The 13,769-nt window shown below is 62.4% G+C and carries 12 protein-coding genes; 7 read left to right on the plus strand and 5 right to left on the minus strand.

What is annotated here, in order from left to right:
• Positions 1 to 43: 43 nt before the first annotated feature.
• The 7 genes from dusB (at position 44) to hflX (ending at position 9,530) form a co-directional block, all read left to right on the plus strand.
• Positions 44 to 1,087, plus strand: coding sequence for a tRNA dihydrouridine synthase DusB (gene dusB, locus ACZ1JC_RS20110; RefSeq protein WP_465135198.1), 1,044 nt, complete (start codon positions 44 to 46; stop codon positions 1,085 to 1,087).
• Positions 1,084 to 2,223, plus strand: coding sequence for a two-component system sensor histidine kinase NtrB (locus tag ACZ1JC_RS20115; RefSeq protein ID WP_465138476.1), 1,140 nt, complete (start codon positions 1,084 to 1,086; stop codon positions 2,221 to 2,223). Before dusB ends, ACZ1JC_RS20115 begins: the two co-directional genes overlap by 4 nt.
• Complete coding sequence (locus tag ACZ1JC_RS20120) at positions 2,220 to 3,659, plus strand: sigma-54-dependent transcriptional regulator (protein WP_465138475.1); 1,440 nt, start codon at positions 2,220 to 2,222, stop codon at positions 3,657 to 3,659. The genes ACZ1JC_RS20115 and ACZ1JC_RS20120 overlap by 4 nt, the downstream gene beginning before the upstream one ends.
• A 59-nt stretch (positions 3,660 to 3,718) precedes the next feature.
• Positions 3,719 to 5,947 carry a sensor histidine kinase gene (locus ACZ1JC_RS20125; RefSeq protein WP_465138474.1) on the plus strand — a complete coding sequence of 743 codons (2,229 nt, stop codon included), beginning with the start codon at positions 3,719 to 3,721 and terminating at the stop codon, positions 5,945 to 5,947.
• A 58-nt stretch (positions 5,948 to 6,005) separates the two neighbouring features.
• Positions 6,006 to 7,403, plus strand: coding sequence for a nitrogen assimilation response regulator NtrX (gene ntrX, locus ACZ1JC_RS20130; protein ID WP_465138473.1), 1,398 nt, complete (start codon positions 6,006 to 6,008; stop codon positions 7,401 to 7,403).
• Between the two features lie 197 nt (positions 7,404 to 7,600).
• On the plus strand, positions 7,601 to 8,176 hold the full coding sequence (gene hfq, locus ACZ1JC_RS20135) for an RNA chaperone Hfq (RefSeq protein ID WP_395333116.1): 576 nt from the start codon (positions 7,601 to 7,603) through the stop codon (positions 8,174 to 8,176).
• Between the two features lie 16 nt (positions 8,177 to 8,192).
• Positions 8,193 to 9,530, plus strand: coding sequence for a GTPase HflX (hflX, locus tag ACZ1JC_RS20140; RefSeq protein ID WP_465138472.1), 1,338 nt, complete (start codon positions 8,193 to 8,195; stop codon positions 9,528 to 9,530).
• On the opposite strand, the gene mazG is transcribed toward hflX, so the two are convergent.
• From mazG to metG, 5 genes are all read right to left on the minus strand, one after another.
• Positions 9,507 to 10,292 (minus strand): nucleoside triphosphate pyrophosphohydrolase, encoded by a 786-nt coding sequence (gene mazG / locus ACZ1JC_RS20145; RefSeq protein WP_465138471.1) that lies wholly within the window; start codon positions 10,290 to 10,292, stop codon positions 9,507 to 9,509. The genes hflX and mazG overlap by 24 nt on opposite strands.
• A gap of 154 nt (positions 10,293 to 10,446) precedes the next feature.
• On the minus strand, positions 10,447 to 10,632 hold the full coding sequence (locus tag ACZ1JC_RS20150) for a hypothetical protein (RefSeq protein WP_465138470.1): 186 nt from the start codon (positions 10,630 to 10,632) through the stop codon (positions 10,447 to 10,449).
• The gene (locus ACZ1JC_RS20155) at positions 10,629 to 11,408 is read right to left on the minus strand and encodes an MBL fold metallo-hydrolase (RefSeq protein ID WP_465138469.1); all 780 of its coding nucleotides are present in this window, start codon (positions 11,406 to 11,408) and stop codon (positions 10,629 to 10,631) included. Before ACZ1JC_RS20155 ends, ACZ1JC_RS20150 begins: the two co-directional genes overlap by 4 nt.
• Positions 11,405 to 12,193, minus strand: coding sequence for a TatD family hydrolase (locus ACZ1JC_RS20160; RefSeq protein WP_465138468.1), 789 nt, complete (start codon positions 12,191 to 12,193; stop codon positions 11,405 to 11,407). Before ACZ1JC_RS20160 ends, ACZ1JC_RS20155 begins: the two co-directional genes overlap by 4 nt.
• Positions 12,193 to 13,758 carry a methionine--tRNA ligase gene (gene metG / locus ACZ1JC_RS20165; protein ID WP_465138467.1) on the minus strand — a complete coding sequence of 522 codons (1,566 nt, stop codon included), beginning with the start codon at positions 13,756 to 13,758 and terminating at the stop codon, positions 12,193 to 12,195. Before metG ends, ACZ1JC_RS20160 begins: the two co-directional genes overlap by 1 nt.
• Positions 13,759 to 13,769 lie beyond the last annotated feature (11 nt).

The raw sequence follows: 13,769 nt of genomic DNA on the forward strand, positions 1-13,769 counted from the left end.
TTTGGGCACGCGGCGTTTTTCAGGCAGATTCTTGAGTACGCATATGAACGAACTTCCTACTCCTCCGGCCATGAAGCCGATCGAAGTCGGCCCGGTGCGGATCGACTGCCCGGTCGTGCTCGCGCCGATGACCGGGGTTTCGGACCTACCGTTCCGCCGCATGGTGCGCAGCTTTGGCTCGGGCCTGAACGTCACCGAGATGATCGCCAGCCCGGCGGCCATTCGTGAGACGCGCGTGTCGCTGCAGAAGGCGATGTGGGATCCGGTAGAAGATCCGGTCTCGATGCAGCTTGTCGGCTGCGATCCCGAACAGATGGGCGAAGCGGCCAAGCTGGTCGAAGATCGCGGTGCGGCCATCGTCGATATCAACATGGGCTGCCCGGTGCGTAAGGTCGTTACCGGTGATGCAGGCTCGGCATTGATGCGCGACATTCCGCTGGCGACCCGCCTGATCGAGGCGACGGTGAAGGCCGTGAAGGTGCCCGTCACCGTGAAGATGCGCATGGGCTGGTGCCATGATAGCCTGAACGCCCCCGAACTCGCACGCATTGCCGAGGATCTGGGCGCGAAGATGATCACCGTTCACGGTCGCACCCGCAACCAGATGTACAAGGGCTCGGCCGATTGGGCCTTCGTTCGCAGCGTGAAGGAGGCGGTCTCGATCCCGGTCATCGTCAACGGTGACATCTGCGGGATCGACGATGCCGCCAAGGCTCTGGAACAGTCCGGCGCCGACGGCCTGATGATCGGGCGCGGTGCCTACGGCAAGCCATGGGCACTGGCGCAAGTCATGCAGTGGTGGCGCGGCAACGGCCTGATGGTCGAACCGGGCTTCGGTGCGCAGTACGAAATCATTCGCGAGCATTACGAAGAGATGCTCAGCCACTATGGCCGCGAAACCGGCGTGAAGATGGCGCGTAAGCATCTGGGTTGGTACGTCCGCGGTATTCGCGGCTCGGCGGAGTTCAGAAACCACGTGAACTTCATCGACGATCCCGATCGCGTTCTTGCCGAACTTGCCGAATTCTACGCCCCTTACCGGGACGAACCGGCCGAAGCGAACACCCTGCAACGCCGGGCGGCATGAACGCCACGCCGGCTAGTGCAAGGCCGGACACCGCACGCCCGGACATCGGCAAGCTCATGGCGAGCCTGCCGCTTGCGGTGGCCGTGCTGGAACCGGGGCTGCGGATTGCGTCGCTCAATCAGGCGGCGGAACAGTTCTTCGGCCAGTCCCAGCGCCGGCTTGTCGGCAGCCGGCTGAATGACGTCATGACGGTGCCTGATGCACGCCTGCTGGAGCGCCTGGCCGATTACGAGACGCCGGTTTCCGCCCGCGAAGTCACGGTTTCGATTCGCGGACGCGGCGTGCGGCGGATCGACGTCAACGTGGCGCCAGTAGCCGATACGCCGGGCTGGCAGGTGCTGACGATCCACGACAACAGCGCGACCGATGCGCTGGGCGACGATTCGGGCAGTGCCGACAATGCCATGCTGCGCGGCCCCGAAATCATGGCGCACGAGATCAAGAACCCGCTCGCGGGGATCCGCGGCGCCGCCCAGCTTCTGGCCCGCAATGCCAGCGAGCGCGATCTTCCGCTGACCGAACTGATCACGTCCGAAGTCGACCGCATCGCCAATCTTATCGAGCGTATGCAAAAGCTTTCGCGCCGTACCGCCCCTCCGGTCGAGCCCTGCAACCTGCATGAGGCTGCCCGGCGCGCGATCGACGTGCTTTCGGTGGCGCAGGAGAAGGCAAGCACGGTTCGCATCGTCGAGGAATTCGACCCTTCATTGCCCGCAGTGCTGGGCAGCCCGGATGCGTTGGTTCAGGTCATCATCAACCTCATCGCCAATGCGCGGGAAGCCTGCCAAGGCGAGACCGAGCCGCGCGTCACTATCCGCACGCGCTTCGCCAGTGGGCTTCAGCTTCACACTACCGATTCGGGGGAGCCCGTGCGGCTTCCAGTCGAACTGCGTGTCACCGACAATGGCCCCGGCGTCGATACGGCGATGCGCGACCATATTTTCGAGCCTTTCGTCACCACCAAGAAGGCGGGGCAGGGGCTTGGGTTGCCGCTGGTGCGCAAGCTCGTTCGCGACATGAACGGGCGCATCACGCATGAGCGCGACGAGGAGGCTGGGCTGACGCATTTCCGCGTGCGCCTGCCGCTGGCACGCGAAACCCGTGGCCGGGTGAGCAGGAGGAAGGTCGCATCATGAGTGTTCTGCTGGTCGAGGACGACCTCTCGATCGCCATCGTCATCACTGCGGCGCTTGAAGCGGAAGGCTTCGACGTCGTCCATTGCCAGACCATCGGGGAGCGGGACCGGCTGCTGGACGAAGGCAGCTTCGACGCATTGGTGACGGATGTGATGCTGCCCGATGGGGACGGGATCGAGACGATCGATCGCGTGCGCAGCGCCCATCCGGCGATGCCGATCATCATCCTCTCGGCCCAGAACACCCTCGATACCGCCGTGCGCGCCAGCGACACCGGCGCCTTCGAATATTTCCCGAAACCCTTCGACATCGACGAACTGGCCCGCACCGTCCGCCAGGCCGCCGGCGCGGGGAAGGAACTCTCCAGCCTCGGTGACGAGCCGCTAGGAGACGGCCTGCCGCTCGTCGGGCGCAGCTTGGCCATGCAGACGGTGTTCCGGATGATCACCCGTGTTCTGCGCAACGATCTGACCGTGCTGATCCTGGGCGAATCGGGCACTGGCAAGGAACTGGTGGCAGAAGCGATCCACAATCTGGGCCACCGCCGGGGCGGACCGTTCATCGCCGTCAACACCGCCGCGATTCCCGCCGATCTGATCGAAAGCGAACTATTCGGGCATGAGAAGGGCGCCTTCACTGGTGCCGTCGCCCGGCATGTCGGCAAGTTCGAACAGGCATCGGGCGGCACGCTGTTTCTGGACGAGATCGGCGACATGCCGATGCAGGCGCAGACCCGCCTGCTGCGCGCGCTGCAATCCGGCACCGTGCGGCGCGTCGGCGGACGTGAGGAAGTACGGCTTGACGTCCGCATCGTGGCAGCGACCAACAAGGATCTCGAACCCGAGATCGCCGCTGGCCGCTTCCGCGAGGATCTCTACTATCGCCTCAACGTCGTGCCCATAAACATGCCGCCGCTGCGCGAACGCCGCGACGACATCGAGGTGCTGGCACGCCACTTCCTCCAGCTTGCAGCCGGGGAGGGGCTGCCGCGCCGCCAGTTGAGCACGGAAGCCGCGCAATTGCTTGCCCGTCAGCCATGGCGGGGCAATGTGCGCGAACTCAAGAACTTCATCTATCGCGTGGCGCTGCTGGCGCGCGAAGACATGATCGACCATGAAACTGCGCAATCCCTGCTTGCCCCTGAAGGCCCGGCAGTCGCCGGCACCTTGGCCGACGGCGAAAGCTGGACCGTTACCGAAGGCGATGGGATCGCGGATGCCGTTTCGCGTTGGCTGGCGGCCGAGCGTCCGGCCGCAGGCACTATCTATGAGGCGGCCGTTGCTGCATTCGAGCGGCCGCTATTTTCCGAAGTGCTGCGCGAAACCGGCGGCAACCAACTGCGGGCGGCGCAGGCATTGGGCATTAATCGCAACACCTTGCGCAAGCGGCTCAGCGAGTTGGCGCTCGACCCTGAGGAATTCACTCGTCGTTCATGAGCGCACCTCGATGTTTTGCTCTTGCAAATCGGCAACACTGGCGTTGTAACTGGGCCACGATGATAGAAACAAGGGTCCGCAAGCGCGCATGGCCGCGTTGGTGGCGGCGTGTCCAGATCGCGGCACGCCGGGCGAATTTCTTTGCCGTGATGGAAGTGGTCTCCGGCCTGGCTTTCGTGGTCATGTCCGCCGCGACCTGGATGGCGCTCGACAATGGCGGCGACAAGCGCACGCTGCTGCCGTCGAACCTTACCGCCACCCTGCTGATCGGCACTTTGGTGCCGGCAATGGCGATCTTGGTGCTGTTTGGCCGTCGCATGGCCCTGCGCCGCGCCGCCGAACATATCGGCGGCACCGGCCAGATGCACGTGCGCATGGTGTTCATCTTCTCGCTGATCGCCGCCGTGCCCACCTTGCTGGTCGTGGTCTTTGCATCGTGGCTATTCCAGTCCGGCGTGGAGTTCTGGTTTTCCGATACTTCGCGCGGGCTATTGGAAAACGCGAACAAGCTGGCTCGCGGCTACTATGAGCAGACCCAGCGCGATGTGGGTTACGAATCGGTGGCTATGGCGCAGGATACGCGCCTCATGCTGGGCGAATATCCCGTTGCCAGTCGTGAGTTTCAAGCGTTCTTCGCCGATCAGGTCTTCCGCCGGAACCTGTCCGTTGCCGCGCTGATCCAAGTCGCGCAGGACGGCAGCCAGCGCACGCCGATCATCGTCGATCCGGATGGTAAATCCGACGCGAAGCGGATCGTGCCGGAAGTGCAGCAAAGGCTGCAGAAGGGCGAACCCTATGTCGTCACGTCCGATGCCAACCGCATTGTCGCGGCGGTGCCGGTGGAGCGGCAAGCGGGCGTCTATCTTTACGCCGCCCGAAGTAACGACCTGCTGGCACTGAGCCAGGGGCAGCGCGCCGAAAATGCCGAGAATATCGTGCAGGCTTATGAAGAACTGACAAGCCGCGCCCGCGTCTATCAGCTTCGCTTCAATATAGCGCTGTTCATCGCCTCTCTCGCACTAGTCGGCCTGGCGGTGTGGTTCGCACTCCGTTTCGCCGACCGACAGGTCAAGCCGCTCTACGAATTGGTTGATGCGGCACGGACGGTTGGCAGCGGCAACTTTGCCCTACGCCTGGAAGGCCGTACCGGCGCGGATGAGATTGGCCTGCTCAACCGGGCGTTCAACCGCATGACCGCACAACTCGAAAAACAGACGCAGGCATTGTTGGGGGCAAACCGTCAGCTCCATGAGCGCCGCGTGTTCATCGAGGCCGTCCTGGAATCGGTGACTTCCGGGATTATCTCGCTCGACAACCAAGGCCGGATACTGCTGATGAACAGCACGGCGCTCAAGTTGCTGACCGATCTTCCGCAAGTCCCGGAAGAAATGCCGGTTGCCGATCTGGCCCCCCAGTTCGCGGCTTTGATCGATCAGAACAGCACGGGCGGTCTGGTCCAGTATCACCGAAAGGGCGATCTGCTGACTTTCGCGGTCAAGGTGACCCGCGATGCCACCGGTCACGTGCTGACGTTCGAGGACATTACCCGGCAGCTTCTGGACCAGCGCACTGCGGCCTGGTCTGACGTAGCCCGCCGCATCGCGCACGAGATCAAGAATCCGCTCACGCCGATCCAACTGGCAACAGAGCGGCTCAGCCGCCGTTACCGCAAACAGATCGTCGATAACCCCGAACTTTTCGAAGATCTTACGCGTACGATCATCCGGCAGGTGGGCGATCTGCGCAAGATGGTGGACGAATTCTCGTCCTTCGCACGCCTGCCAAAGCCGGTTTTCCGAGCGGAAGATCCAGTGGCTTTGACGCGACAGGCGCTGTTCCTGCAGGAAGTCGCCCGGCCGGACATCGGTTTCAGCTTCGGCAGCGACCCCGCTATCGGCACCATCGATTGCGATCGCCATCAGTTCGGTCAGGCGATGACCAACGTTCTGAAAAACGCCGTCGAAGCGATCGAGGCCAAGGCCAAGGATGCGCCCGAGGATTTTCGCGGCGCCGTCACCGTGGCTGTCGAATCGCTTCCGGAGGCCATTCTGGTCCGAATTGCCGACAATGGCGTCGGTCTGAGCCAGGATCGCGAGCGGATCATCGAGCCTTATGTCACCACGCGGGAAAAGGGCACGGGCCTCGGCCTCGCCATCGTCAACAAGATCATCGAGGAGCACGGCGGCGAGATGCAATTCCTGCCAACGCCCGGCGGGGGAACCACAGTAACGATGCGCTTCGCCATCGACCCCACGGCGCAAGCCCGCAAGGCTGAGGCTGCCGAATGATACAGACGCAGCTTCCGCTTCCGCCCTTCCATTCATTCAAGTCCAAGAAGATGAAGTCATGGCTCTCGAAATCCTGATCGTCGACGACGAACGCGATATCCGCGAACTGGTTGCGGGCGTGCTGAGCGACGAAGGCTACGAATGCCGCACCGCCGGCGACAGCGAGGCGGCGCTGGCCGCTATCGATGCACGCAGGCCGTCGCTGGTGCTGCTGGACGTATGGCTGCACGGAAGCCCCATGGACGGACTGGAAGTGCTGGATGCGATCAAGGCGCGCGAACCCGCGTTGCCGGTGATCATCTTCTCCGGTCACGGTAACATCGATACAGCGGTGGCGGCGATCAGCCGCGGTGCCGTGGACTTCATCGAGAAGCCTTTCGAAGCCGAAAAGCTGTTGCATCTGGTCGAACGTGCGACCGAGACCGAACGCTTGCGCCGCGAAAATGCCCAACTGCGTTCGGATTTCACCACGGGTGAGGAATTCACCGGATCCAGCGGCGCAATCAATCAGGTCCGCGCGACGCTGAAGCGTGTGGCCAACACTGGCAGTCGCCTGCTGATCACCGGCCCGGCCGGATCAGGCAAGGAAGTGGCCGCACGCCTCCTCCACGCCTGGAGCGCGCGCGCGGACGGTGCCTTCGTTAGCGTCAATTCGGCCCGCATCACGCCCGAACGCTTCGAACAGGAACTGTTCGGCGAGGAAAGCGACGGTGCGCTGGTTCGCCCCGGTCTTCTGGAAATGGCGGACGGCGGCACGCTTTACTTCGACGAAGTAGCAGACATGCCGCTTTCCACGCAGGCCCGCATCCTGCGGGTGCTGACCGATCAGGCATTCGTACGCGTTGGCGGCACCCGCCAGATCCGCGTGGATGTACGCGTGGTTTCCTCCACCTCGCGCGATCTCGAAAAGGAGATTGCGGAGCGGCGCTTCCGCGAAGATCTGTTCTATCGCCTCAACGTCGTGCCTGTCTCGATCCCGGCACTGCGTGAACGGCGCGACGACATCCCCTCGCTGATCGATCATTTCTTCGCCCGCTACGCCAACGAGCAGGGCGTCGCCCCCCCGCATGTCAGTGCCGAGGCGATGACCGCGCTGCAGGCCTACGAATGGCCGGGCAACGTCCGCCAGCTTCGCAACGTGGTCGAACGTACGGTGATCATGGCCCCGCGCGAGAAGCTGGCGCGGATCGAAGTGGACATGCTGCCGCCCGAAATCTTCGCCAACCGCGCCGGCGGGGAGGCGGGTATTTCGGTGATGATGAGCGCCCCGCTGCGCGAAGCGCGCGAAACCTTCGAACGAGAGTATCTACGCCTGCAGATCCGCCGTTTTTCGGGAAATATCTCGAAAACCGCGTCTTTCATCGGCATGGAGCGCTCGGCCCTGCACCGCAAGCTGAAGCTGCTAGGCATGGCCGAACGAAGAGAGGGCGATCCGGAGGGCGACGACGAAATCTAACCGCCAGGTCGCGCGCGAAGGGCTAAGGGATTTCCCCAATTTCCCGCATGTGACCGGCGATGTCATGCTCCTGCTACATTTTTCGCGTTTACTGCACTGCAGCAAGTCGATAGATTTTGATTCGAGAACGGTCACCGCCATCGGGCGGGGCCAGATCGCGGACTGCATGAGCAGCCGCCAAAAAAAGGAGCATGAACATGGCTGGCCGCACGCTTACCGCGCGTCCTCGTCCCACGCCGCCCCCCGCGGAAGAAACGCTTGCACCGCCGCCGGTGGCTGCAGGTACTTCGGCAAGCAAGGGGCAGAACCTCCAGGACCAGTTCCTGAACCTCCTTCGCAAGAACAAGATTCCCGTCACCATGTTCCTGGTGAAGGGCGTCAAGCTGCAGGGCATCGTCACCTGGTTCGATAACTTCTCGATCCTGCTCCGCCGCGATGGTCAATCGCAGCTTGTCTACAAGCACGCGATTTCTACGATCATGCCGTCGACCCCGATCGACGCGCGCCAGTTCTCGAACGGCGCCGAAAACGCCAAGAAGACGCGCGTGCTGCAGGACGTGTTCCTTTCCAGCATCCGCAATGCCGGTGTGCAGGTCACGATGTTCCTGATCAACGGCGTCATGCTGCAGGGCCGCGTCGCGGCTTACGACCTGTTCTGCATGCTTCTGGAGCGTGAAGGCTACGTCCAGCTTGCGTACAAGCATGCCGTTTCCACGATTCAGCCCGTGACTCCGGTCGACCTTCAGGCGCATGAAGAAGCCGACGAAGACTGAGCAAAGCTGAATAAAATTGAACGACGAACTTAAGGGCGAGGTCACGCGCGGTGCGCGTGCCCTCGTCGTCTATCCGCAAATGCGGGGCCGGAGCGATCTGGACCCCGAGGCCCGGCTTGAGGAAGCGAAGGGCCTTGCCCTGGCGATTGGCCTCGTAGTGGCGGAAGCCTTGGCCATCCCCATCCGCGAACCGCGCGCCGGCACGCTTTTCGGCGAAGGCCAGATCCAGAACATCGGCGTTGCCTGTGAACTGAACGAGGCCGAACTGATCATCGTCGACGGTTCGCTGTCGGCGATCCAGCAGCGTAACCTTGAGGAAAAGCTCAAGCGCAAGGTGATCGACCGCACCGGTCTGATCCTGGAAATCTTTGGTGAGCGCGCGGCGACTGCCGAAGGTCGCCTGCAGGTCGAACTAGCCCATCTCGATTATCAGGCCGGCCGCCTTGTACGCAGTTGGACCCACCTTGAACGTCAGCGCGGCGGCTTCGGCTTCCTCGGCGGTCCGGGCGAAACGCAGATCGAGGCCGACCGGCGCTTGATCCGCGATCGCATGGCCAAGATCCGCCGCGAACTGGAACAGGTGCGGCGTACCCGCGGGCTTCACCGCGATCGGCGCGAAAAGGCACCTTGGCCGATCGTGGCGCTCGTCGGCTATACGAACGCAGGAAAGTCCACTCTTTTCAATTATCTGACGGGCGCAGAAGTGATGGCGCAGGATCTCCTGTTCGCCACTCTGGACCCGACGATGCGTGGCATTCGCGTGCCCGGTATCGAAAAGGCGATCCTGTCGGATACCGTGGGGTTCATTTCGGACCTGCCGACCCAGCTCGTCGCGGCTTTCCGCGCGACGCTGGAGGAAGTGACTGCGGCGGACCTGATCCTGCACGTTCGTGACATCGCGAATCCCGATACCGAAGCGCAAAAACGCCAGGTGCTCGACGTGCTGGCGGACCTTGGCGTTCTGGGCAGTGGCGAGGAGGATGGGGAAGGGGAGCCTGAACCCGCGATCCCGATGATCGAGGTCTGGAACAAATGGGATCTGCTCGACTCCGTCCAGGCGGACGAGTTGCGCGAAGCGATCGCTCACCGAGTAGGCGAAACGATCGTTCCGATTTCCGCTCTGACCGGCATGGGGTGCGAGGCGCTGCTCGACACGGTTGGCCAGTTGCTGACCGAGGATTCCAAGCTCTACAGCTTCGTCCTGCCGGCGGCAGACGGTCAGCGCATCGCGTTCCTGCATGCGCGCGGCGAAGTCGTTTCCGAAGAGGACGCGGGCGAGGGTGAGGAAGGGCCTCTGCTCCGGCTCCAAGTGCGCCTTTCAGACCGCGAACTAGGCCGTTTCAGCGCGCTCTGATGCCTTGACCGCCTGCCAGTAGGCTTCCTGTTCGTCCAGCGAAAGCGCCGCGAAATCCTGGCCATCCTTGGTTGCGAAGGCTTCCATGGCCCGGAAGCGGCGTTCGAACTTGGCATTGGCGGCGCGCAGGGCGTCTTCGGGCGCAATTCCGTTGAGGCGCACGAGGTTGACGGCGGCGAACAGCAGGTCGCCGGCTTCCTCAAGTTTTTCGGAATCCGACGCTTCGGCCAGTTCGATGACCTCTTCGGCCACCTTTTCGGCAGCACCGCTTGGATCCGGCCAGTCGAAACCGACGCGAGCCGCTCGTTTCTGGAGCTTTTCCGCGCGCATCAATGCCGGAAGCGAGATTGCCACACCGTCGACGGCGCTGGTTTCGCCTTTGCTGGCGCGTTCCTTGGCCTTGAGTTTTTCCCAGCGTTCGGTCTGGGCATCGCCGGAGGTCTCATCGCCGAAGATATGCGGATGGCGCGCCTCCAGCTTGTCCGAAATGGCCGACGCCACATCGGCAAAGGCGAAGTGGCCGAGTTCCTCCGCCATGCGGGCATGGAACACGACCTGAAGCAGAAGATCACCTAGCTCACCACGCAGATCGGCAAGATCGTCGCGCGCGATAGCGTCGGCAACCTCGTAGGCTTCCTCGATCGTGTAGGGCGCGATTGTCGAGAAATCCTGCGCACGGTCCCATTCGCAACCCGAAACCGGATCGCGCAGACGCGCCATGATGCCGAGAAGACGATCGATCTGATGATGGTGCTGGGTCATTCCTGCCGGGATTCGAAGTGGATGGGGCTCGCGATCTATAGCGGCAGGGATCGCGGGACGCACGCTTGCCGTGCGTAGGGCGCGTCGACACGCCTCAAAGTAAGATTGATAATATGTATTATGTTAAATATCGACATCCGCCGCAGCCGCTCGACTACTGCCGCCCATGCAGCCCCAGCACCTGGATCAGCATCACCAACCCAATGATGATGGCCGCCCAGATCAGTGCGAGCTTCAGACCTTTCGAAAAACCCAGCTGTCGAAACCGCGAATTGCTCGTGACCAGAATGAGCGCGCCGATCACCGAAATGACACCAACGATCGTCGCCGTGTTGCTCATGGTTCGATTACCATCCCGTCATAGCCGACCACCACGTTGTCCGGCACTTCCGCGCTCAGTGTGGCATAGTCCATCGACTTGTCGAGATGTGTAAGCACGGCCTTGCCGACCCGGCATACCGAGGCCAGTTCCAACGCCATGCCCAGATGCGCATGAGTCGGATGCGGTTCCCGGCGCAGGCAGTCCACCACCAGCAGATCGGCGCCGTAGCAGAGATCGATCATGCCTCTGGTGATTTCGCTGAAGTCCGTAGCGTAACAGACTGATTTTCCATCACAATCGAAGCGGAAAGCCGTCGATTCCGCCGGCCCGTGCGGCATCTGCACGTGATCGACGCGAAATCCTTCGCAAAGGCGCAAGGTGTCCAGATTATCGAGGCTGACGAGCGTCGGATAGCCGAACTGTCCGGCAAAGACATAGCCGAAGCGCTGCCGCAGGCGGCGCACGGTCTCGGAATTGGCAAACCCCGGGATCGGCCCGGCGCGGCCGTAGCGCAGCGGCCGCATGTCATCGATACCGTGGCAATGGTCCGCATGGTCGTGCGTCCAGAACACCGCGTCGATGCGATGGATGTCATTGGCGAGAAGCTGGCCGCGCAAATCGGTCGACGTATCGACAAGAATGCGGTTTCCGGCATCGCTTTCCAGCAGGATCGAAACGCGTGTGCGCCGGTTCTTGGGCTCATTGGGATCGCAAAGTCCCCAATCTGCGCCAAATTCGCCGCCGAGGCGCGGTACGCCGGTCGACGTGCCGCTGCCGAGGATCACGACCTTCACGCGGCGACCTCTCGATCGGCTTTCCTGAACAGTGCGAAGAAGTTGCGCGACGTAACTTCGCCCAGTTCCTCCACGCTCACGCCGCGCAAGTTCGCGACGAAACGCGCGGTATCGGCCGTATAGGCCGGCTCACAGCGCCTGCCGCGATGTGGCACCGGCGCAAGGAATGGAGAATCGGTCTCAACCAGCAAACGATCTTCAGGAATGATCTTAACTACTTCCTGCAAGTCCAGGGCATTCTTAAAAGTGACGATGCCGGAAATTGAGATCGTCAGGCCTAGGTCCAGTACCTTGCGGCCGAAATCGGCGCTGGCGGTGAAGCAGTGGATCAGCGCGGGGAAGGTCCCCTTCCCCGCCTCCTCCTCAAGGATGCGGAACGTATCGTCTTCCGCATCCCGGGTATGGATGATCAGCGGCAATCCGGATTCGCGCGAAACCTGGATGTGCGTGCGGAACAATGCCTGCTGCACCTCGCGGTCGGACTTGTCGTAATAGTAGTCTAGTCCGGTCTCGCCAATGCCAATGACCTTGGGGTGCCGGGTCGCTTCCAGCAACGCCGCTTCGCCAAGGTCGGCATGCTGATCCGCCTCGTGCGGATGAATGCCGACCGAAGCCCAGACATCCGGGATGCGCGCAGCCGTGCCGACCACGCGATCCCATTCGCTCTGCCGCGTCGAGATATTGAGGAAGCCCTTGATCCCGGCAGCACGAGCGCGATCGAGCACACCCTGCTGGTCCTCAACAAGGCCTTCGTATTCGAGGTGGCAGTGCGAATCTATAAACATCAAGCAGTTGCTTCCGTATCCTCGGGCAGTTCGAGGCGGGGGAACACGCCCTCCGGCTTGTCTATCTTGAAGCCACTGGCCGTCAGGGCCGCGAACCAGTTCGCATCCTCCAGAACGCTGTAATTACGCGCATCGGCAGCGACGCCCATCTGGTCCAGCAACTTGTCGATCGCCGTCGGCACGACCGGACGCACGGCAATGGCAAGATCGCGCACGACGCGGAACAGCGTCATCAGTACGGCTTCCATTCGGGCGGGATCGGTCTTGCGCAGCGTCCACGGCGCCTGTTCGTCCACGTACTGATTGCAGGCGAATACCGCGCGCATCCACGCTTCAAGACCGTCACTGAACGCCAGATCGGTGAAGCCCTTGCGCAGCCCGGCGATCCCCTCGGCAACAGCACCGAAGAGCGCCTTGTCCGCTTCGGATTCCTCGTAACCGGCTTTCAGAACGCCATCCATGTTTTTGAAAATCATGGAAAGACTGCGTTGCGCGAGGTTGCCGAAACTGTTCGCCAGTTCGGCGTTGGCGCGCGTGACGATCGCTTCCGGCGACCACGATCCGTCCTGTCCAAAAGCGACTTCGCGCAGGAGGAAGTAACGCACGGCGTCGACGCCGAAAGTTCCTGCCAGCGCGATCGGATCGGTGACGTTGCCGAGCGACTTCGATTCCTTTTGCCCGCGATTGAGCAGGAACCCGTGGCCATAGACCTGCTTGGGCAGCGGCAGGCCCGCGCTCATCAGAAAAGCCGGCCAGTAGACGGTGTGGAAACGGACGATGTCCTTGCCGATCAGATGAAGGTCGGCCGGCCAGTACTTCGCATAATCGCCGGTTTCGTCCGGGAAGCCGAGACCGGTGACATAGTTGGTTAGGGCGTCGACCCAGACATACATCACATGGTTGTCGCTGCCGGGTACCTTGATGCCCCAGTCGAAGCTGGTGCGCGAAACGGAGAGATCACGCAGGCCGCCTTCGACGAAGCGCTGGATCTCGTTACGGCGCGTTTCCGGGCGAATGAAATCGCCGGAATTGTAGAGGTCGAGCAGCTTGTCCTGATACTTGGACAGCCGGAAGAACCACGATTCCTCCACCGTCCATTCGACCGGGGTGCCCTGCGGCGAGAGCTTGGCGCCCCCTTCCCCTGCTACCAGTTCGGACTCGTCGTAATAGGCTTCGTCACGGACCGAATACCAACCCTCGTAACGGTCGAGGTAGAGGTCGCCATTGGCTTCCATGCGGCGCCACAGTTCCTGCGTGGCGGCGTGGTGGCGCGGCTCGGTCGTGCGGATGAATACATCGTAAACGATGTTAAGAGCCGCGCACATATCTATGAAATGCTGCGACATTTCAGTCGCAAGCTGCGCCGGCGTAATGCCAAGGTCACGGGCCTTCTGCGCCATCTTCAAGCCGTGCTCGTCGGTTCCCGTCTGGAACCGCACGTCGAAGCCTTCCGCCTTGCGGTGGCGGGCGATGACGTCGGCGGCAATGGCCTCATAGGCATGGCCGATATGCGGCTTGCCGTTGGGGTAGGAGATGGCGGTGGTGACGTAGTAAGGCTCGGCCATGCGGCGTCGCA

It is taken from the genome of Sphingomonas sp. BL-S-28 (genome assembly GCF_055521515.1).